The sequence below is a fragment of the Streptosporangium sp. NPDC023825 genome, assembly GCF_040639575.1.
Classification (GTDB): Bacteria; Actinomycetota; Actinomycetes; order Streptosporangiales; family Streptosporangiaceae; genus Streptosporangium.
On the sequence record NZ_JBFAAE010000077.1, the window covers coordinates 1 to 21,780 of the forward strand.

General features: G+C 70.0%; 15 protein-coding genes. 11 read left to right on the top strand and 4 right to left on the bottom strand.

The window, feature by feature from the left end; all coding sequences use genetic code 11:
* On the bottom strand, window positions 1–1,426 hold a 1,426-nt coding region (locus AB0G15_RS38690), incomplete at its 3' end, for a ThuA domain-containing protein (RefSeq protein WP_362850184.1).
* 620 nt (window positions 1,427–2,046) lie between these two features.
* Between AB0G15_RS38690 and AB0G15_RS38695 the strand changes: the two genes are divergently transcribed.
* Both AB0G15_RS38695 and AB0G15_RS38700 read left to right on the top strand, forming a co-directional pair.
* Entirely contained in the window at window positions 2,047–4,803 is a 2,757-nt protein-coding gene (locus tag AB0G15_RS38695; protein ID WP_362850185.1) for a glycoside hydrolase family 95-like protein, read from the top strand.
* Window positions 4,804–5,260: 457 nt separating this feature from the next.
* Entirely contained in the window at window positions 5,261–5,875 is a 615-nt protein-coding gene (locus AB0G15_RS38700; RefSeq protein ID WP_362850187.1) for a DivIVA domain-containing protein, read from the top strand.
* Between the two features lie 104 nt (window positions 5,876–5,979).
* Here AB0G15_RS38700 and AB0G15_RS38705 read toward each other — a convergent pair whose 3' ends face one another.
* Window positions 5,980–6,474 carry an Lrp/AsnC family transcriptional regulator gene (locus AB0G15_RS38705; protein ID WP_329091340.1) on the bottom strand — a complete coding sequence of 165 codons (495 nt, stop codon included), beginning with the start codon at window positions 6,472–6,474 and terminating at the stop codon, window positions 5,980–5,982.
* Between the two features lie 193 nt (window positions 6,475–6,667).
* Between AB0G15_RS38705 and AB0G15_RS38710 the strand changes: the two genes are divergently transcribed.
* The 9 genes from AB0G15_RS38710 to AB0G15_RS38750 all read left to right on the top strand — a co-directional run bounded on the left by AB0G15_RS38710 (window position 6,668) and on the right by AB0G15_RS38750 (window position 17,317).
* Window positions 6,668–8,125 carry a gamma-aminobutyraldehyde dehydrogenase gene (locus AB0G15_RS38710; RefSeq protein ID WP_362850188.1) on the top strand — a complete coding sequence of 486 codons (1,458 nt, stop codon included), beginning with the start codon at window positions 6,668–6,670 and terminating at the stop codon, window positions 8,123–8,125.
* A gap of 25 nt (window positions 8,126–8,150) precedes the next feature.
* Window positions 8,151–9,296 (top strand): ABC transporter ATP-binding protein, encoded by a 1,146-nt coding sequence (locus AB0G15_RS38715; protein ID WP_362850189.1) that lies wholly within the window; start codon window positions 8,151–8,153, stop codon window positions 9,294–9,296.
* Between the two features lie 43 nt (window positions 9,297–9,339).
* Window positions 9,340–10,548: a spermidine/putrescine ABC transporter substrate-binding protein gene (locus AB0G15_RS38720; RefSeq protein WP_362850190.1), complete on the top strand. Its 1,209-nt coding sequence runs from the start codon at window positions 9,340–9,342 to the stop codon at window positions 10,546–10,548.
* Between the two features lie 42 nt (window positions 10,549–10,590).
* The gene (locus AB0G15_RS38725; protein WP_362850192.1) at window positions 10,591–11,442 is read left to right on the top strand and encodes an ABC transporter permease; all 852 of its coding nucleotides are present in this window, start codon (window positions 10,591–10,593) and stop codon (window positions 11,440–11,442) included.
* On the top strand, window positions 11,439–12,290 hold the full coding sequence (locus tag AB0G15_RS38730; RefSeq protein ID WP_362850194.1) for an ABC transporter permease: 852 nt from the start codon (window positions 11,439–11,441) through the stop codon (window positions 12,288–12,290). Before AB0G15_RS38725 ends, AB0G15_RS38730 begins: the two co-directional genes overlap by 4 nt.
* Before the next feature lie 243 nt (window positions 12,291–12,533).
* Window positions 12,534–13,928, top strand: a complete 1,395-nt coding sequence (locus AB0G15_RS38735; RefSeq protein WP_362850211.1) for an FAD-dependent oxidoreductase — start codon at window positions 12,534–12,536, stop codon at window positions 13,926–13,928.
* A gap of 184 nt (window positions 13,929–14,112) precedes the next feature.
* Window positions 14,113–15,000 (top strand): alpha/beta hydrolase, encoded by an 888-nt coding sequence (locus AB0G15_RS38740; RefSeq protein WP_362850195.1) that lies wholly within the window; start codon window positions 14,113–14,115, stop codon window positions 14,998–15,000.
* Between the two features lie 5 nt (window positions 15,001–15,005).
* Window positions 15,006–16,001 (top strand): BadF/BadG/BcrA/BcrD ATPase family protein, encoded by a 996-nt coding sequence (locus tag AB0G15_RS38745; protein ID WP_362680509.1) that lies wholly within the window; start codon window positions 15,006–15,008, stop codon window positions 15,999–16,001.
* 149 nt (window positions 16,002–16,150) lie between these two features.
* Complete coding sequence (locus tag AB0G15_RS38750) at window positions 16,151–17,317, top strand: DUF418 domain-containing protein (RefSeq protein WP_362850196.1); 1,167 nt, start codon at window positions 16,151–16,153, stop codon at window positions 17,315–17,317.
* 60 nt (window positions 17,318–17,377) lie between these two features.
* On the opposite strand, the gene AB0G15_RS38755 is transcribed toward AB0G15_RS38750, so the two are convergent.
* A complete protein-coding gene (locus tag AB0G15_RS38755) occupies window positions 17,378–19,654 on the bottom strand; it encodes a serine/threonine-protein kinase (protein ID WP_362850198.1) in 2,277 nt (758 codons plus the stop codon).
* A gap of 168 nt (window positions 19,655–19,822) precedes the next feature.
* Window positions 19,823–21,709 carry a propionyl-CoA synthetase gene (locus AB0G15_RS38760; RefSeq protein ID WP_362850199.1) on the bottom strand — a complete coding sequence of 629 codons (1,887 nt, stop codon included), beginning with the start codon at window positions 21,707–21,709 and terminating at the stop codon, window positions 19,823–19,825.
* Window positions 21,710–21,780 lie beyond the last annotated feature (71 nt).

Sequence of the window (21,780 nt, forward strand, 5' to 3'; positions counted from 1 at the left end):
GGGTGGCGGGGTCGCCGTCCACCGCGTTCGCCCCGGCGTGCGCGCTGCCGCTCTCCACGCTGCTGACCGTGACGGGCTTGCCCCGCGCCAGGTCGGTGGCCGGTGGGTTGGAGGGACCGTCCTGCTTGATGCGGATGTTGCGGTAGCCGATGTCGAGCCCGTCGCCGTCGTTCTGGACGCCGATGTAGCCGTTGGCGATGTTCCGGGTGCTCGTGTAGTCGTTGATCTTGGTGCCGTTGAGGTAGATCTCGACGCGCTGCCCGTGCACCGCGATCTCGTAGGTGTTCCAGGAGCCGGGCGGGTTGAGCGCCGCGGCGCGCGCGGCCGTGTCGGGTGCCTTGAAGCCGTAGACGCTGCCCGTGGTCCGGGTGGGGTCGGCGTCCGAGGCGTCGATCTGGATCTCGTGTCCCAGGTCGACCGGCTGCCACGGGTCGTTGCCCGGGTCGGGGAAGCCGATGAAGACGCCGCCGTTGTCGTCGCCCGGCATCATCCAGTCGAGCTTGAGCGAGTAATTGGAGAAGGTCGAGACGGGGTACCAGAGCAGGCCCATGCCGCCGACCGAGGACAGCGTCCCGTTGGCCAGCGTGAAGCTGCCGGCGCCGGCCTGCCGCCACCGGTCGAGGCTGGCCTGCGTGCCGTCGAACAGCGACGTGTAGCCGGTCTCGGGGCGGCAGTCGGCGGCCTTCGCCTTCGCGGCGACCTGGATGCCGCCGAGCAGCATCTTCGTGAAGCCGGGGTCGGCGTAGGACTCGTCGGTGTGACCGAGGCCGGTGTACCAGGCCCGGCCGCCCTGGTAGTCCTGGCACCAGGTGATCGGGTGGTCGGCGCCCATGCCGCCGCCGCTGTAGGACGACTCGTCCAGGTTGGCCAGCACCTTGACGGCGGGGCGCGGGTTGGCGCGGTAGTTGTACCACTCGTCGGTGCGGGTCCAGGCGGGCGCCAGGTGCGAGGTGGACGGGTTCGCCCGGTCCTCGACGCGGATCGTCGCCTGCTGGGTGGCGGGGTGGGAGGCGAAGTACGCCCCCACCAGGCCGCCGTACCAGGGCCAGTCGTACTCGGTGTCGGCCGCGGCGTGGACGCCGACGTATCCGCCGCCGCTCGCGATGTAGGACTGGAAGGCGGTCTGCTGCGTCGCGTTGAGCACGTCGCCGGTGGTCGACAGCCAGATGACCGCCTGGTACTGGGCGAGGTTGGCGGTGGTGAAGGCGCCCGCGTCCTCCGTGGCGACCGCCGTGAAGCCGTTTGCCGCGCCGAGTTGCTGGATGGCGGAGATCCCGAGGGGGATGGAGGAGTGCCGGAAGCCGGCTGTCTTGGAGAAGATGAGGACCTTGGTCAGGGGGGCCGCGGAGGCGGTGCCGGGCAGCAGCGCGACGGCTCCGGTGATCATGACGGCCAGCGCGAGGAGAACCCGCGAGATCCGGCGCATACGTCTACTCCTAGGGGGGAGAGGAGCGCGCCGCCGCACCTGGTGACAACCTTTCGGCGGAGATGCCGAGACATTCGCCGCCGTACGACAAAAGATTCGCACGGGCTGGCGAAAGCGTCAATGCATGGGAGCGCTAACAGGCGATTCGCCTTAAGATGATCTTGATACATCGGATGTATTTATTTGCGGCGCGCTGTAATTTCCGGACGGGATGGACAAAATACGGCCTGGTCAGCGGCTTGTCGTGATCGAGGGGCTGGCTTTTCCTGTCCAAAGGGGATATTTCATATCTTGACGTGCGCAGACGTCCGATGTTAACTACGGCTGACAGATCCGATCTACCAAATGTGAAGCAGGCCCGGCCTGTGATCACAGGTGTCCTGGTGACGGATCTGTACCCACGGGGAAGTCAGGGAGCCGCCGCCGGTCGCCGATTGCCGGCGGCGGCTCCCTGACTCCCCGGCGTACTCCCCTCGCATCGTCACCCACCGGCCGCCCCGTCCCGCCGAAGCGACCTGCTCCCCCCAGGCGGAGGCGCCGGCCACGCAGGTGGGTGAGTCGCGCGCTTGGTCAGGGCGGGGCGGCGTGGCCGCCGTCCCCGGTGGCGATTAAGGAAGATCATGTCGAGAAAACCAGTACGCCTCTTACTCATGTGGTTCCTCGTGACATGCCTCGCCTCGGTCGGCATGGCCGTGCCGGCGTGGGCGGCACCGGGTGACACGGCCTTCGACCAGGCGACCGGGGTGCTGAGGGTCAACCACGGGTCGTACCTGTCGAAGCACGACATCGTCTACAACCGCCCCAACACCGACCCGGTCCAGGGCCTGACCGTCGGCAACGGCCGTACCGGGGCGATGGCCTGGAACCAGAACGGGCTGACGATGCAGGTGTCGGGGGTGGACCTGTCGCCGCAGTCGACCTACGCGGCGGGCCTGGCGAACCTCAGCACCACCCCGGCCATGGACACCGGGTACACGACCTTCCAGCAGCGGCTGTCGCTGTACGACGGGACGCTGACCACCAGGTACGACTCCAACCGGACCGTGACCGTGATGGGGTCGCCGAACTCCGAGGTCATGGGCATCCACGTCGAGGACACCCGGGGCGGCGTGTCCAACGTGGCGTTCGACCTCAGCATGTGGGACCCGGCCACCGTCCAGAACATCGCGGACGTGCCCGACCTGAACACCTGGCGGACGATCTCCACCTTCTCCGACGCCGGCGTGGCCGGATTCAGCCGGGGCCAGACCGACGCGAACGGCTTCGGCTACACCATGGCCGCCACCGTCGAGGGCGCGAACTTCACCACCCAGGTCGTGGACGGCAGGAAGGTGCGGCTGAACATCACGCCCACCTCCAGCTACACGATCTGGTTCACCGCCGCGAGCCGGATCAACGCCCCCAACCGCGACTCGGTGGCCCAGGCCCGCAGCCAGCTCACCTCGGTCAAGAACACCGGCTACACCACCACGTTCGACAACTACCGCAACTGGTGGCACGCGTTCTGGGCCAAGTCGTTCGTCCAGTACTCCAACTCCAACCGCGACGCCGACTACCTGGAGAACGTCTACTACCTCAGCACGTACATGATCGCCGCGGGCGGCTACGGCAACTACCCGCTGCACTTCATCAACGGTGTCTTCCGCGCCACGCAGGACAACTCCAAGTGGAGCAACGCCTACTGGTACTGGAACCAGCGGGACGTCTACAACTCCTTCCTCGCCTCCAACCACGCCGACCTGATGAACACCTTCAACCGGCTCTACAGCCGTAACTACACCGCGCTGAAGGCGTACACGCAGACGAGGTACGGGATCGACGCACTGTGGGTGCCCGAGACCATGGGCTGGGACGGCAACGCGCGCGGCACGGTCGACAGCGACTACACCAAGAACATCCTGACGACCGGCTACCAGGCCGCGTACAACATGTACCTGCAGTACCGCTACACCAACGACGCGAACTACCTGCGGGACGTGGCGTACCCGTACATGCGGGAGACCGCGAAGCTCTACAAGGGCCTGCTGTCCTTCGACGGGCCGACCGGCAAGTACTACATGGCCAACTCCCACTCCCACGAGACGTACTGGAACGTCCGCAACGCGATCACCGACCTGGCCGCGGTGCGCAGCATCTTCCCGCTGACGATCCAGGTCAGCCAGCAGCTCGGCCTCGACGCCGGGCTGCGCGCCGACTGGCAGAACATCGTGAACAACCTCGTCGCCTACCCGACGGGCAACGGCGCCTACCTGCCCCACGAGCCGCCGATCTCGCAGACGAGGAACAACGAGAACGTCGCCTCGGAGCTGATCTGGCCGTACAACATCACCGGCATCGGCTACCCCGACTACCAGACCGCGCTGAACACCTGGAACCAGCGGCCGTTCCCCTACGGCAACGTCTGGTCCAACGACGCGGTGCAGGCGGCCCGCCTCGGTCTCGGCGACCAGGCGTACCAGGGCATGAAGACGATGCTGCAGAAGTACCAGAACCACCCCAACGGCATGACGACCAACACCAACGGCGTCTTCGAGTATCTCGGCGTGCACCTGTCGGCGCTGAACGAGTCGCTCATGCAGAGCTACAACGACAGGATCAGGGTGTTCCCCGCGGTGCCGGGCGACTCCTCCTTCGTCGGCAGGTTCACCCTCCTGGCCAAGGACGGCTTTTTGGTCAGCTCCGAGCGCGAGGCGGGGGAGATCAAGTACGTCGGGCTCAGGAGCCTGCACGGCAAGCAGGCCACGGTGGTCAACCCCTGGGGCACCCAGCAGATCCGGGTGCGCCGCGCCTCCGACAACGCCATCCTGACCACCGTCTCCACCGGCGAGGTCTCCTTCGCCACCGCCGCCGGCACCGTGTACGTCGTGGAGCGGACCGCCAAGCCGCTGAGCGGCTACGCCGCGACGACGCTGACCGGCTCCGCCAACCTGGGCGTCAAGGCCCTGAGCGGCACCGCCTCGACCCTGGGCCTGCCGGGCGGCACGAGCAACGGGACGATCAGCCTGCGCTCCAAGGCGAACGGTCTCTACGTCACCGCCTCCAACGGCTCGCCGCTGATCGCGAACGGGACGTCCACCGGGACGGCGCAGCAGTTCGAGCGGGTCAACCAGAGCGACGGCACCGTCGCGCTGCGCGCGAAGATCAACAACAGGTTCGTGGCCGCGGAGGGCGCCGGAGCCCAGCCGCTGATCGCCGACCGCGACGCGGTGGGCCCCTGGGAGGTCTTCCAGCTCATCACCAACCCGGACGGTTCGGTCAGCCTCAGGGCACAGGTCAACAGCAAGCTCGTGTGCGCCGAGGGCGGCGGCGCCCAGCCGCTCATCGCCAACCGTGACGCGGTCGGCCCCTGGGAGAGCTTCGACCTGATAAATAACTAAATCAGCGGATTTTTAGGGAAACCGAGTTCGGCGGGGCACCCCGACCCGCCGGACTCGCTCTCCGCCTTTCCCGCCGGTCACCCGATCCGTGATACCAGCTCCGTCTTTCTCGCGGGTCACCTGATCCGTGACGCCGGCTCTCCGTCTTTCTCGCCGGTCACCTGATCCGCGACGCCCGCTCTCCGTCATTTCCCGCCGTTCGCCCGGCCCCCGGGCCCCGTCTCCGTCATTCCCGCCGACCGTCAGAGCTGTCACGCCCGGGCGTTCTCGTCGTCATTCGCCGTGATGGGAGTGTCCGATCCCCGCCAAGGGCCGAGGCCGTTTTCCCGGACCCCGGCACCCATTGGAACACCAGGCTCCGCGCCCGCCCCAGACGTCTCGCTTTCATCCGGCTATTCCCTTCAGAATGGATACATCGGATAAAGTCCCTATCGGGAAGACGCGAAAGGATGCGGGTTTGAACCGCTTTCCACGGGTTCTCGGGATTCGCAGGGGATATGACCCGGGCCAGGTGGACCTGCTGGTCCGCCGGATCGAGGGGACCCTCGGCAGGGGCGTCCCGGAAGGTGAGCCGGTCACCGCGGACGAGATCCGCGACGCCCGGTTCCGCACCAGGCTCGGCGGCTACAACGAGGTCGCCGTCGACTTCGCGCTCGAGGCCTTCATCGTGGCGATCGAGACCCGGCCCACCGGCACGGACGGGCGCCCGGTCGTCCCCGCCCGCCGTGCCGCGCCCGAAGAACTCGAGCGGGAGGAGCACGAGGACCGCGCCGCCCGGGTCGAGCGGGTCGCCTTCCGGCCGGGACGGCTCGGTATGGGCTACAACGAGGACGAGGTCGACGCCTTCCTCGACCGGATCGTGGCCACCCTGCGCGGCACCACCGACACGCCCCTCACCCCGAGTGACGTGCGCGAGGCGAGGTTCGCCACGGTGATGCTGAGGCCTGGGTACGCGATCGCCGAGGTCGACGAGTTCCTCGACGAGCTCGCGGGCGTCCTGGAGCACCGTCGTCCGGGCGGCGACGACGCCTTCCGTGATCCGTCGGCCGGCGACGCCTCTCGCGGCCTTTAGCGGCACGGGTTCCCCCGGCCTTCACCGGCACGGGCTCTCCCGGCTCCGCCGGCCCACGGCGGGGCGGCCGGACGCGGAAGCGCCGGAGCGCGCGCCGGGACCCGTCAGCGGGTACCCCAGGAGTAGGTCTGCTTGTGAAGCTTGAGATAGACGAAGGTCTCGGTGGCGCGGACGGTGGGGATGGCCCGGATCTTGCCGAGGATCTCCAGGAGATGCTGGTCGCTCTCGCAGACGACCTCGACCATGATGTCCAGCGACCCGGCGGTCAGCACGACGTAGTCGATCTCCCTGATGGCCGACAGCTCGTCGGCCACCGTCTCCAGGTCGCCCTCGCACTTGATGCCGATCATGGCCTGGCGGGGGAAGCCCAGGGTGAGCGGGTCGGTCACCGCGACGATCTGCATCACCCCCGCGTCGAGCAGGCGCTGGACCCGCTGGCGCACGGCGGCCTCGGAGAGCCCCACCGCCTTGCCGATCGCGGCGTACGGCTTGCGCCCGTCCGTCTGCAGCTGCTCGATGATCTGCTTGGAGATCTCGTCGAGGACGACGGGGCCGGGCCTGGCGTCGTTTTCGCGGCGAACCTTGGGCGGCGTCGTCATGGGCGCTCCCTGGCGTCATGTTGCGGGGCTGTTGCCGTCATGTTGCGGCTCCGATGCGACATGCTGTCAGTTCCGGTGCTTCTGTCAAGCGATTTCGTAGCAATTTGGTATCTTAACAACGAAATCCCTTGTCGTAAGGCTGTCGCTCTGTAAGAGTCGCGACAACTCAGCCCCGATCCTTAGGAGGCCGACGGTGACCACCCCGGTTGAGACCAGCGAATTCCCTCGCCTGCGGAACTACATCGGCGGCGAACTCGTGGAGGCCAGGAGCGACCGGTTCTCCGACGTCATCGATCCATGCACGGGCGAGATCTACCTTAAGGCCCCCGTCTCGGGTCCCGAGGACGTCGACGCGGCCTATGCCGCCGCCGCGGCCGCGTTCGAGTCGTGGAGCCGGGCCACCCCGGGCGAGCGCGCCAACCTCCTCCTGAAGGTGGCCGACGCGATCGACGCGCGGGCCGAGGAGCTGAACGAGGCCGAGTGCCGCAACACCGGCAAGCCGCGCGCCCGGATGGCCGAGGACGAGACCCCGATCGCCGCCGACCACTTCCGCTTCTTCGCGGGGGCCGCGCGCACGCTGGAGGGCCCGACGTCGGGCGAGTTCCTCGCCGACCACACCTCCGTCATCCGGCACGAGCCGATCGGCGTGGTGGGCCAGGTCACCCCCTGGAACTACCCGATGATGATGGCGGTCTGGAAGATCGCCCCGGCGCTCGCCGCGGGCAACACCGTGGTGCTCAAGCCCTCGGACACCACCCCCGTCTCCACGGTCAAGCTGGCCGAGATCCTCGGTGACGTCCTGCCGAAGGGCGTCTTCAACGTCGTCGTCGGCGACAGGGAGACCGGCGCGCTGGTCGTCGGCCACCCGACCGCGTCGATGGTCGCGATCACCGGTTCGGTCGGCGCGGGCATGGCCGTGGCCAGGAGCGCCGCCGACGACCTCAAGCGGGTGCACCTGGAGCTGGGCGGCAAGGCGCCCGTCGTCGTGTTCGACGACGTCAGGGACCTCAAGTCCGCCGCGGAGTCCATCGCCACCGCGGGCCTGTACAACGCCGGGCAGGACTGCACCGCGGCCTGCCGCGTGCTGGTCCACGAGGACGTCCACGACGAGTTCGTGGCCGCGCTCACCGAGGCGGCGGCGAGCACCGTGACCGGCGACCTCTCCGACGAGGACGCCCTCTACGGCCCGCTCAACAACGCCGACCAGCTGGCCCGCGTCACCGGCTTCATCGACCGGGTCCCCGGCCACGCCAAGGTCCTGACCGGCGGGAACCGGATCGGCGACCGGGGCTACTTCTTCGCCCCCACCGTCGTCGACGGCCTCAGGCAGGACGACGAGATGGTGCAGAACGAGGTGTTCGGGCCGGTGATCACCGTCCAGACCTTCTCCGACGAGGCCGACGCGGTCGCCAAGGCCAACGGCGTCAAGTACGGCCTGTCCGGCTCGGTGTGGACCTCCGACCACGGCCGGGCGATGCGGGTGTCGAACCGCCTCGACTTCGGCGTGGTATGGGTCAACACCCATATCCCGTTCGTCTCGGAGATGCCGCACGGAGGCTTCAAGCACTCCGGCTACGGCAAGGACCTGTCCGTTTTCGGGCTGCACGACTACATGCGCGTCAAGCACGTCATGCACTACATCGGCGAATAGCCGCGAACAGAGGGATAAGCCTGGAATGACCGAAATCCAGGCGGGTACGGAGACGGCCGACACCGTCTCCCGCCCGCCCCACGTACCCGCGATCGAACTTGACGGGGTCGTCAAGGAGTACGTCTCCCACGGCGAGGTCGTCCAGGCGGTCAGGGGTGTCACCCTGTCGATCGCCGAGGGGGAGTTCTTCTCGCTCCTCGGCCCCTCGGGCTGCGGCAAGACCACCACCATGCGCATGATCGCCGGCTTCGAGGACCCCTCGCGCGGCACCGTGCGGCTGCACGGCCAGGACGTCACCGACGTCCCCCCCAACAAGCGCGACGTCAACATGGTCTTCCAGTCGTACGCCCTCTTCCCGCACATGAACGTCTGGGAGAACGTCGCGTTCGGCCTCCGGCGCAAGAAGGTGGCCGACGCCGAGATCAAGCGCCGGGTCGGGGAGATCCTGGAGATCGTCGATCTCACCGGGCGGGAGAAACGCCGCCCCCGGGAGATGTCCGGAGGCCAGCAGCAGCGGGTCGCCCTCGCCCGCGCCCTGGTCAACAACCCCCGCGCGCTCCTGCTGGACGAGCCGCTCGGCGCCCTCGACCTCAAGCTCCGCCAGGCCATGCAGATCGAGCTCAAGCGCATCCAGCGCGAGGTCGGCATCACCTTCGTGTACGTCACCCACGACCAGAGCGAGGCGCTCACGATGAGTGACCGCATCGCCGTCATGAACGACGGCCAGGTCGAGCAGCTCGGTACCCCCAGAGAGATCTACGAGCGGCCCGCGAGCGCTTTCGTGGCCGGGTTCATCGGCACGTCCAACCTGCTCAGCGGCACCGTCGACCGTTTTCAGTCCGGCTTCGCGGTGCTTAAGCTGGGTGATGACGACCACGTCCTCGCCGAGGGCGGATCGTTCCGTGCCGGGGAACCGATCGCGATCACGGTGCGCCCGGAGAAGATCAGAATTACCACGGAGGAGCCCACCGGCGACCTCAGCGTCGTGCGAGGCACCGTCTCAGAGGTGGTCTATCTGGGGCTTTACACCAGCTACACGGTCTGCCTGGCCCACGGCGCAGAGGTGACCGTCTTCCAGCAGAACGCACTCGACAGCGCGAGCACGGCGGAGCGTGGCGACGCCGTCTGGCTGTCGTGGCTGCCGCACCACTCGTACGCGATCGGAAGTTGAGCTCGACATGGACCCCCGCACGAACCCCGCCTTTCTGCGAGGCATGACGCAGAGCCGCTCCGTCACGCGCCGTGACGCCCTCCGCCTCGGCGGGCTGTCGGCCGCGGCCCTCGCCCTCGCCGCCTGCGGCGTGGAGGGCAAGAAGGTGGCGGCCGTCCCCCCCAGGGACGCCATCGCCGAATACTGGGGCTCCAAGAAGAAGAACGGCACGCTGCGCTTCGCCAACTGGCCGCTCTACATCGACAAGGACGGCAAGCGGTACCCCTCGCTGGAGCTGTTCACCGCCGACACCGGCATCCAGGTGGCCTACCAGGAGGCCATCCAGGACAACAGCACGTTCTTCGGCAAGGTCCAGCCGCTGCTCGCCGCCAACAACGACATCGGCTACGACCTGATGGTCCTGACCAACGGCCTCCAGCTGAGCAAGGCCATCGCGCTGGGTTACCTCGTCCCCCTCGACCACTCCAAGCTGCCGAACTTCGCGGCCAACGCGAGCTCCGCGGTGAAGAACCCCACCTGGGACCCCAACAACGCCCACACGATCCCGTGGACGGTCGGCGTCACCGGCATCGCCTACAACCCCAAGTACGTGGACGAGGTCAAGAGCATCCAGGACCTCTGGAACCCCAAGTACAAGGGCAAGGTCGGCATGATGCTCGACACCCAGGAGGTCGCCAACTTCGGCCTGTTCGCCCTGGGCATCGACCCCGACAAGTCCACCGAGGCCGACTGGAAGAAGGCCGGGGCGAAGCTCAAGGAGCAGCGCGACGCGGGCCTGGTGCGCAAGTACTACGAGAACGACTACGTCGACGCCCTCGCCAGGGGCGACATCTGGATCACCATGGCCTGGTCGGGCGACATCTTCCAGCAGGTCGCCGAGGGCAAGGACCTGAGGTTCGTGGTGCCCGACGAGGGCGGCACGATCTGGACCGACAACATGTGCATCCCCAAGACCGCGCAGAACCCGGTCGACGCGCTGACCCTGATGGACTACGTCTACCAGCCCAAGATCGCCACGATGCTGGTCGAGTACATCAACTACATCACGCCGGTCTCCTCCGCCAAGGACCTCGTCCTCGCCGACGCCGCCAAGGCCAAGGGCGACGAGAGGAAGGCGCTGGAGCAGATCGCCGAGAGCCCGCTGATCTTCCCCTCCGAGGCGGACATGGCCAAGCTGCGGTCGTACAAGACGCTCACCTCCGCCGAGGAGAAGATCTTCGAGGACATCTTCCAGCCGGTCACGCAGGGCTAGGCCGATGAGAGAGCGACTCGGACCTGAGGGGACGGTCGGCCGGTGAAGCGCCTCGCCCCCTATCTGCTCATCCTGCCCGGCGGGCTCTGGCTCGCGATCTTCCTGGTGGTGCCGATGGTCTTCATGGCCTCGGTCTCCATCCAGGAGGGCAACGTGGTCGACGGATTCGCCCAGACGTTCAACTTCGCGGTGTACGGCGACGTCCTGGCGCAGTACCAGACGCAGTTCCTGCGCTCGGCCGGGTACGGGCTGGTCGCGACCGTCATCTCCATCGCGCTGGCCTACCCGATGGCCTACTGGATCGCCTTCAAGGGCGGCAGCCGCAAGTCGACCTACCTGCTGCTGGTGCTGCTGCCGTTCTTCGTGTCGTTCGTGCTGCGCACGGTCTCGTGGAAGTTCATGCTCGCCGACGACGGCATGCTGCTGGGGCCGCTGAAGTCGGCGGGGCTGCTGCCCGAGGACTTCCACGTGCTGCAGACGACGTTCGCGGTGATCGGCGGGCTGGTCTACAACTACCTGCCGTTCATGATCCTGCCGATCTACGTCGCGCTGGAGCGGGTGGACCCCAAGGTCGTCGAGGCCGCCCAGGACCTCTACGCGGGCAAACGGGAGGCGTTCACCAGGATCGTGCTGCCGCTCTCGCTGCCGGGCGTGTTCGCCGGGGTGCTGATGACGTTCGTCCCGATGACCGCCGACTACGTCAACGCGGGCATCCTCGGCGGCCCGGAGAACACGATGATCGGCAACATCATCCAGCTCGAGTATCTGGTCAACAACGACTACCCGACCGCCGCCGCGCTGTCGTTCACGCTGATGGCGGCGATGCTGGTCGGCATCTTCGTCTACGCCAAGGCGCTCGGCACCGAGAACGTCCTGGAGGCGGCGGCCCGATGAGCGGCACCATCGACGTCACGGAGGCCCCGGCGGCGGACGCGCCCGCCGGGCGGAAGGCCCCGCGGGCCCGCAGGAGGCTGGGCGACCGGCTGCTCTTCGGCTACGTCTGGCTGATCCTGATCTGGCTGTTCCTGCCGATCGCCATCATGATCGCGTTCGGCTTCAACGACACCCAGAGCAAGTCGAACGTGACCTGGCAGGGCTTCACCCTCCAGTGGTGGGGCCGCCTGGACGAGTACCCCCAGCTGCTCGAGGCCGTGACCAACTCCCTCAAGATCGCCTTGCTCTCCACGGTGATCACGACGGTGCTCGGCACGCTCATGGGCCTGGCCCTGGGCCGCTACCGGTTCCGCGGGCAGGGCGCCACCAACCTGGTGATGTTCGCCGCGATCGCCTCGCCCGAGCTGGTCATGGGCGCCTCGCTGCTGTCGCTGTTCGTCAGCGTCGGCGTGCAGACCGGCTTCGCGACCGTGGTCGTCGCGCACGTGCTGTTCTCGCTCTCCTTCGTGGCGATCACCGTGCGGGCCCGGGTGATCGGGCTCGACCGGTCGATCGAGGAGGCGGCGCGCGACCTGGGCGCGTCCACCTGGACGACGTTCTGGCGGATCACCTTCCCGATGATCCTGCCCGGCGTCGTCTCGGGCGCGCTGCTGGCCTTCGCCCTGTCCATCGACGACTTCGTGATCACCCAGTTCACCAGCGGCGCCGTCCAGACGTTCCCGCTGTGGATCTGGGGCGCCACCCGCATCGGGGTGCCGCCTCAGGTCAACGTCATCGGAACGCTTATATTCGCGGTAGGCGTCGCCATCGCCGTGGTCAACACGGTCACCGCGCGCCGCCGCACCTAGCCTTCGCCGAGCCCCGTGCCCTCACCGGGTGGCACGGGGCTTCGGTGTACCCGGGCTCCCGGATCCCCGGGTCCCGGGTTCCCGGCGGCGAAGGCCGCGGCGGACAATATCCCGGCGGAGAACAGATTCCCGGCAGAGAACAGGGAGGCGAGATCGGACACAGGCGGGGGGAACCCGCGCGTGATCTCCATGATCACGCGATACACACAAAGACAACCTGACTCACGTAGGGAAGTGAGATTTGTGGATCCGCTGAAGGCTCTTGCTGATGCGGAGCGCAAGCCGTACTGGCTCGACAGTCCGGCGAAACCCGAGCCGCTGGCGCGGCTCTTCGGCGAGACCACCGCCGACCTGGCGGTGGTCGGCGGCGGCTTCTCGGGGCTCTGGACCGCCCTGATGGCCAAGGAGCGCGACCCCTCGCTCGACGTCGTCCTCCTCGAGGGGCGCAGGGTCGGCTGGGCGGCGTCCGGCCGCAACGGCGGCTTCGCGATGGCCACGCTGACCCACGGCATCGCCAACGGGCTGGAGCGCTGGCCCGAGGAGATCTCCACGCTCGAACGCCTCGGCGTCGACAACCTCGACGAGATCGGCGAGGCGGTCGCCGGATACGGCATCGACTGCGGCTACGAGCGCACCGGCGAGCTGCACGTGGCCACCGAGCCGTGGCAGCTGGAGGAGATGAACCGCAACGTCGGCATCGCCCGCGACCTGGGCGCCCGCTTCGACGTCCTCGACACGGAACAGGTGCGGGCGGAGGTGAACTCGCCCACGTACATCGGGGGCCACTGGGAGCGCGACGGCTGCGCCATGCTCGACCCCGCCCGGCTGGCCTGGGGGCTCCGGCAGGCCTGCCTCTCGCTGGGCGTGCGCATCCACGAGCGCACGCCGGTACGCACCATGAGGGACACCCCGACGAGCCTGGACCTGATCACCCCGCACGGCAGCGTCAGGGCGCGCAAGGTGGCGCTCGGCACCGGCGTGTTCCAGCCGCTGCTGCGGCGGCTGAAGCACTTCCTGGTGCCGGTCTACGACTACGCGCTGATGACCGAGCCGCTCTCGGCCGGCCAGCTGGCCTCGGTGGGCTGGCACAACCGGCAGGGGGTCGGGGACGCGGCCAACCAGTTCCACTACTACCGGCTGACCGAGGACAACCGGATCCTGTGGGGCGGTTACGACGCGGTCTACTACAACGGCGGCATGATCAAGCCCGAGTACGAGCAGCGCGACGAGACCTTCGTCAAGCTGGCGGAACACTTCTCCACCACGTTCCCCCAGCTGTCCGGGCTGCGCTTCACCCACAGGTGGGGCGGCGTCATCGACACCTGCAGCCGGTTCAGCGCCTTCTACGGCCGGTCGCACGGCGGGCGACTCGCCTACGCCGCCGGATACACCGGCATGGGCGTCGGCGCGACCCGGTTCGGGGCGAACGTCATGCTCGACCTGCTCGCCGGAGAGCGGACCGAGCGGACCGAGCTCCGGATGGTCAAGGAGAAGCCCGTCCCGTTCCCGCCCGAGCCGGTCCGCTCGGCCGGGATCCAGATGACCCGCTGGTCGATCGCCCAGGCCGACCTGCACCAGGGGCGCCGCAACCTCTGGCTGCGGACCCTGGACCGGATGGGTCTCGGCTTCGACTCCTGAGGTTCCCGAGGTTCCCGAGGTTCCCGAGGTTCCCGAGGGCCGTCCCCGTCCCCGCTCCCGGCTCAGGCCGGACGGGCGGGGGCGGGGACGGCCGTGGGACGGCGAGGGACGGGGACGGCCGGGTCCGGGGCCGGTGGGGGGAACGCCGTTGGCTTCCGCAGCGCGGGCCGTACAGACTTGGAGCATGTCCGAAAAGGTGAAGTTCACCGCCGGAGGGATCACCCTCGTCGGCGACCTGCGGATTCCGGCGGCGCCGGGCCCGCACCCCGCCCTGGTCCTCACGGGCCCGTTCACCGGCACCCGCGACCAGGTCACCGGCCTGTACGCCGCCCGGCTGGCCGAGGCGGGATACGCGACGCTGGCCTTCGACCACCGCAACTGGGGGGAGTCGGGCGGGGAGCCGCGCAACCACGAGGACGCCCAGGGCAAGCTGGAGGACCTGCGGGCCGCGGTCTCGCTGCTGCGCTCGCGCCCCGAGGTGGACGGCGACAGGATCGGCGCGGTCGGGATCTGCCTCGGCGGGGGCTACGCGCTCAAGTTCAGCGCGTTCGACCCCCGGGTGAAGGCGTTCGCGGGCATCGCGGGGGCCTACAACAACCCCTACGGCATGCGCGCCGGAATGTCGCCCGCCGGGTACCAGGAGGCGCTGGCCTCGTTCACGGCGGTGCTGGAGCGCCAGGACGGGGGTGGTGAGGTGGAGTACCTGCCCGCGGTGGCCGAGGAGGGGGAGGCGGCGATGCCGGGCGACGAGCCGTTCGCCTACTACGGCACCCCCAGGGGCGCCTCGGAGCACTGGCGCAACGAGGTCACCCGGGCCTCCGTCCGCGAGCTGATCACCATGGACAACATGACGGGCGCCGACTTCCTGTCGCCCAAGCCCGGCCTGATCGTGCACGGCGTGGTCGACCGCTTCTGCTCGCCCGAGGGGGCCGAGGAGGCGTACCGGCGGATGGACGAGCCCAAGAGGCTCGTCTGGCTGGACGCCAGGCTGCACATCGACCTCTACGACGCGGAACCGCACGTCACCCGGGCGGTCGAGGCGGCCGCCGCGTTCTTCGGCGAGCACCTCTGAACGCGATGTACGTCCTCGGGCTGGACGTCGGCGGGACCTCCTCGCGGGCCCTCCTGCTCGACGCCTCGGGGCGGCGGGCCGGGTACGGGAGGGCGCCGGGCGGCAATCCCGCGGCCCACGGCAACGCCGTCGCGGTGGCCAACATCGGCCTGGCGCTGGAGCTCGCCCTGCGCGGGACCGACCCGGGCCTGGTGGCCGGGGCGGTGATCGGGCTGGCGGGCGGCGGGGCGCTGGACCGCCTGGTGTTCGACCCCATGTGGGCCGCCGCCGGCCTGCGCGTCCCGCCCCGGCTCACCGGCGACCTGGGCATCGCCTTCGCCGCCGGCACGGCGGAACCGCGCGGCACCGCGCTCATCGCCGGGACCGGCGCCATCGCCGCCAGGATCGAGGACGGCGAGCCGGTGACGATCGCCGACGGGCTCGGCTGGCTGCTGGGCGACCAGGGCTCCGGGTTCTGGCTGGGCAGGGAGGCGGCCGGCGCCGCCGCCCACGCCCTCAGCCGGGGGGACGCGGGCGGCAGGCTCACCCGCCTCGTCACCGACGCCCTCCTGGAGGACGAGGTCTCGGGGCCGGCGGTCGCCGAGATGGGAGAGGGCGGCGCGGGCACGGTGGAGGGGATGCGGGCACTGGCGATCAGGCTGGTGGTCCGCGCGCAGTCACGGCCCCCGCTGGAGCTGGCCAGGCTCGCCCCGCTCGTCAGCCGGGCGGCGGCGGAGGGGGACCCGGCCGCCCTGAGGATCGTGTCCACCGCGGCCCGGCTGCTCTGCGAGACGGTGGCCGAGGTCCGCCGGCCGGGCGAGACGAGCCCGATCGTGCTGGCCGGGAGCGTGCTGACCAGCGAGGGACCGGTTGCCTCCGCCGTACGGGAGAGGCTGGGTCCCTCGACGGTCCTGGCGGGCGACGGCGCGGCGGCGGCGGCGTGGCTGGCCGGGCGCAAGGCGTTCGGCTGGGACCCGGCGACCGCCGCCCGGCTGCACGCCCGCGTCGTCTCCGGAGACTGACCGGGCTTCGTTTCCGTCGGTCCGGGTGGTCCGAGCGATCTGAGCGGTCCGGCGGGCCGGAACCCGGTCCGGGTACACACATCGATGTACGTCCCGGATGGGCCTGCGTGACGATGTCCGCGGGCCCTCCGGACGGGATCGTGGAAGGCGTGACAAGTCGCCGCATAGAAGTGCTCGACCTGCTCAGGGGGATCGCCATCGTCGGCACCCTGGGCACGAACATCTGGATCTTCACCGACCCCGGAGGCCCCGCCGACGTCATGGGGGCGCTGGGCCGGCCGGAAACCGTGGAGACCCTTCTCCGCTTCCTCACCAACGGCAAGTTCCTCGCGCTGCTCACCCTGCTCTTCGGGGTCGGGCTCGAACTCCAGTACCGCTCGGCCGCCCGCCGTGGCGCGCCGTGGCCCGGCTGGTACCTGTGGCGGGCCGGGCTGCTGTTCGTCGAGGGCCTGATCCACTACCTGCTGATCTTCGAGTTCGACGTGCTGATGGGCTACGCGCTGACCTCGGTCATCGTGGCGTACCTGATCGGCAGGAGCGACCGCGTGGTCAAGGCGTGGATGATCACCGTCGGGACGGTGTTCGCCGCGCTGATCGGCCTGCTCACCGCCGGCATGCTCGCCGCCCCGGCGAGCACGGGCGGCGGGCCGGAGTCGTCCACGCTCTTCACCGACGGCACCTACCCGCAGCAGGTCGCCGCCCGGGTCGAGATGTTCGGCCTCTACCGGATCGAGATCGTCCTCATCGTCCCGATGGGCATCGTGCTGTTCCTGCTCGGCTCCCGGCTGATGCGCGCCGGGGTGCTCGAGGACTCGGAGCGGGGCGCCTCGCTGCGCCGGAGGCTCGTGGTCGCCGGACTCGCCGTGGCCCTGCCGCTCAACCTGGTCACCTCCTTCGCCGGCCCCGGCTGGTTCCTGGTGGACCGCTACCTGCTGCCCCCGGTGGTGGCGCTGGGCCTGCTCGGTCTCGTCGCGACCCTCGCGCGGCGGGCGACCGGCGCCCCCGGCGTGCTGAGGCGAGGGCTGAACAACGTCGGCCGTACCGCCCTGAGCTCCTACATCTTCCAGAACCTGGTCGCCTCGGCGCTCTGTTACGGCTGGGGACTCGGCCTGGCCGCGTCGCTCGACGAGCTGCGGCCGTGGTGGGTCCTGGCGGCCTGGGCGGGCATCTGCGCGCTCTTCATGACGCTGTCCACGCTGTGGCTGCGGCGCTTCGAACGGGGTCCCGTCGAGACGCTCTGGCAGTGGGCGTACCTGGCGCCACAGGGACGCTCGAAGAACTCTGATGAAACAGTAGAAGTTTCCACAAAACGGTAGGGCCGGGTTTGTCGCGAAGGGCTGCCGCCACAGCCGCGGCCCTTCTGCGGAACAGCCCCGCTAGGAGGCCGCCGGGATTCCCGCCCCGGTGGCCTCACCGGCGGGAGCCCGCCCGCCGCGCCGCCACAGGATCACCACCGCTCCAGCCGCCACCACGACCAGCACGCCCGCCCCGGCGAGCCACGTCCACGGAACGGCCGTGCCGGCACCGGTCGCGAAGGAGGTGTCCCACAGCCTCACCGTCTTGTCGTCGCCGCCGGTGGCGAGGATCCTCCCGTCGGGAGCGAAGGCGGCCGACCAGACCGGACCCGCGTGGCCGGTGAGCGGGTCGCCGATCGGCCGCCGGGTCGCCAGGTCCCACAGCCGGACGACGGAACCGGTGCCCACGGCCAGGGTTCCGCCGTCAGGGCTGAGCGCGAGGGTGTGGATCTCGTCCGGATGGCCGGTGAGGGGGGCGCCGATCGGCCGGCGGGCCGTGACGTCCCAGAGGATCACCGTTTTGTCGCGGCCGCCGGTGGCGAGGGTCCTGCCGTCGGGGCCGAAGGCGACCGACCGCACCAGATCGGTGTGGCCGGTGAGGGGGTCGCCGATCCGCTGCCGGGTCGCGACGTCCCACAGGATCACCGTCGTGTCGTCGCCGCCGGTGGCGAGGGTCCTGCCGTCGGGGCTGAAGGCGACCGACTGCACCCAGTCGGTGTGGCCGGTGAGGGGGTCGCCGATCCGCTGCCGGGTCGTGACGTCCCAGAGGATCACCGTCGTGTCGGCACTGGCGGTGGCGAGGGTCCTGCCGTCGGGGCTGAAGGCGACCGACCGTATCCAGTCGGTGTGGCCGGTGAGGGGGTCGCCGCTCGGCTGCCGGGTCGCCGTGTCCCACAGGATCACCGTGTGGTCGCCGGAGTCGGTTCCCTCGCCGTTGTTGCCGCCACTGGCCAGGAGCCCGCCGTCCGGGCTGAACGCCATCGCCTCCACCGCCCTGGTGTGGCCTTTCATCGGGTCGCCGGCCGGTCGCCGGGTCCGGGTGTCCCACAGGATCACCGCGCCGTCGCCGTCGCCGCCTGCCAGCGTTCCGCCGTCGGGGCTGAACGCCACGACGTTCACCCTTTCCGTGTGTCCCCTGAGCTGGGCGACGCCGGTTACTTTCGCGGGGTCCGGCGAGGGCGGGAACAGGTAGGCCGCGGTGGCGGCGGTGACCAGGAGCGCCGCGGCCACCGCGATCGCGGGGCGGAGCCCGCGCCGGGGGGTGCGCGCCGGGACCCGCGCGGACTCGGTGGCGGCCGGAGAGGCGGTGGGGGACACGGCGGTGGGGGACGCGGCGGTGAACGGCAGGGTGACGGGCCGTACCTCCTCCTGGCGCGCGGTGGCGTGCGCCTCGGCCGGTGAGGAAGACGGTGAAGGAGACGGGGGAGGAGCGGGTGCGGGGGGAGCCGCGCGGTCGGCGACCCGGGTGTCGCCGTCGTCCGGCCCCGGCCCGGCGGAGGATTCACCTCCCGGCCCGGCGGAGGGTTCACCGGGTGCCGGGGCGGAGGCGATCTCGGCGAGCGCGGCGGCGGCCTGGGAGCCGGTGAGGCGCAGGGCTGGGTCCTTGCGCAGCAGCCCTTCCAGAACGGGCGCCAGAGGACCGGCGTGCACGGGCGGGGAGGGCGGCCGGGTGACGATCGAGACGTAGATCGATCCGTGCGTCGTGCCGCTGAACGGGCGGCGGCCCTCGACCGCGGCGTACAGGGTGGCGCCCAGCGACCACAGGTCCGACGCGGCGGTGGCGGGGTGGCCGTTGATCTGCTCGGGAGAGATGAAGGCAGGGGTGCCCAGGGTGACGCCGGCCCCGGTGAGGGTGACGTCTCCCTCGACGGCGGCGATCCCGAAGTCGGTCAGCACGACCCGCTCGCCTTCGAGCAGGACGTTGGCGGGTTTGATGTCGCGATGGGTGATCCCGGCGGAGTGCGCGACCGTCAGCGCCGCGAGGATCTGCCCGCCGATCGCCGCCACCCGCTGGGGCGGCAGGCGCCCCCGGGTTCTCAGCACCTCGTCCAGTGAGGGCCCGTCGACGATCTCTGTCACGATCCACGGGCGGCCGTCGGCCTCGACGACATGGTCGTGGACGGTGATGATCGCCGGATGTTTCAGCTGCGCCGCGGCGCGGGCCTCACGCTGCATCCGCTTGTAGAGCGTCTCGCGCGCGGAGATGTCCAGGTGATCGGGGAGGATGAGTTCCTTGACCGCCACCTGGCGGTGCAGGCTCTCGTCCCGGGCCCGCCACACCGTGCCCATTCCGCCGCGGCCCAGCACGTCTATCAGCCGGTATCGCCCGGCGACCAGCCTGCCCGCGTCGTTCGCCACGATAAGACCTTAACGACGGCATGGCGTGATAAGCCGCGAACGGGAACTGATCGTAACCGTGATGATGCCGAGCGTGGGCCGTCCGATCGGCGCGGCCGTCGCGTGAATTCTCAAGAACGCCCGGGGTGACCTCGGGAGATTCCGGCCGGCGAGGTTTTCGGCCGTTTCCTAGCCGTCCGCGGCGGTGCGGCGTCCGATGATGGGGCGCAGCACGTCCAGCACCGTCGCGTCCTCGATGGTCGAGGGGGCGGGCTCGTCGGAGCCCTCCGCGATGCCGCGCATGGTCTTGCGCAGGATCTTCCCCGACCGGGTCTTCGGCAGGGCCGGGACCACGTCCACCTGCCGGAAGGCCGCCACGGCGCCCACCTGCTCGCGGACGGCCAGGACCAGCTCGGCCCGCAGGGTCTCAGGGTCGATCTCCGTCCCGCTCTTCAGCACCACGAAACCGCGCGGCACCTGCCCCTTCAGCTCGTCGGCGACCCCGATGACCGCGCACTCGGCCACCGCCGGATGCGCGGCGAGCACCGCCTCCATGGACCCGGTCGACAGCCGGTGCCCGGCCACGTTGATCACGTCGTCGGTGCGGCCCATCACGAACAGGTAGCCGTCCTCGTCGAGGTGGCCGCCGTCGCCGGTCAGGTAGTGGCCGGGGAAGGCCGACAGGTAGGACCGCACGTAGCGCTCGTCGTCCTGCCAGAGGGTGGGGAGGGTGCCCGGCGGGAGCGGGAGCCGGATGCAGATCGCCCCCTCCTCTCCCGGGGCGCACTCGTCGCCGGAGGGCGTCAGCACGCGCACGTCGTACCCGGGGACGGGCACGGTGGGGGAGCCGGGCTTGACCGGCATGGGCTCCAGCCCGCGCAGGTTGGCGGCGACGGGCCAGCCGGTCTCGGTCTGCCACCAGTGGTCGACGACCGGCACGCCCAGCTTGCCGGCCGCCCAGTGGTAGGTGTCGGGGTCCAGGCGCTCACCGGCGAGGAACAGCGTCCGCAGCGACGAGATGTCGTACGCGCCGAGCAGGGCCGCCTCCGGGTCGGCCTTCCTGATGGCGCGGAACGCGGTCGGCGCGGTGAACAGCGCGTTCACCCGGTGCTCGGCGATCACCCGCCAGAACGCGCCCGCGTCGGGGGTGCCGACCGGCTTGCCCTCGTACAGCACGGTCGTGGCGCCGCGCAGCAGCGGCCCGTACACGATGTAGGAGTGCCCGACGACCCAGCCGACGTCGGAGGCCGCCCAGAACACCTCGCCCGGCGCGATGTCGTAGACGTTGGCCATGCTCCACAGCAGCGCCACCGCGTGCCCGCCGTTGTCGCGCACGACGCCCTTCGGCAGGCCGGTCGTGCCGCTGGTGTAGAGGATGTAGAGCGGGTCGGTCGCCCGTACCGGCACGCATTCGGCCGGTTCGGCCTTCGCGCTCGCCCAGTCGACGTCCCGCCCCTCCACCAGCTCGGCGGGGGCCTGCTCGCGCTGCATGATCACGCAGTGCGCGGGCGCGTGCGCGGCCAGCCCCAGCGCGGCGTCGAGCATCGGCTTGTACGGCACCACGCGCGAGGGCTCGATCCCGCAGGAGGCCGACACGACCACCTTGGGGCGCGCGTCGTCGATCCTGGCCGCCAGCTCCCTGGGCGCGAACCCGCCGAACACCACCGAGTGCACCGCCCCCAGCCGCGCGCACGCCAGCATGGCGATCACCGCCTCGGGCACCATCGGCATGTAGACCACCACCCGGTCGCCCTGCTCCACCCCGAGCGAGCGCAGTACCCCGGCGAACCTGGCGACCTCCTCGCGCAGCTCGGCGTAGGTGTAACGCCTGCCGGTGCCCGTCACCGGGCTGTCGTGGACCAGCGCGAGCCGGTCGCCGTGACCGGCCTCGACGTGCCGGTCCAGCGCGTTGTGGCAGGTGTTCAGCTCCCCGTCGGGAAACCACCGGTAGAAGGGCGGCGCCCCCGCGTCCAGCACCTCGCGCGGCGGCCTGCTCCAGGTGACCGCCTCGGCGGCCTCGGCCCAGAAGTCCTCGGGATCGGCGATGCTGCGGGCGAAGGCGTCAGCGTACGACATCAGGCCATCATGCTCTTTCCCGGACTCCCGGGTCGAGGCCCCTCTCCGGAGCAGGCAGCGATCCGGAAGCA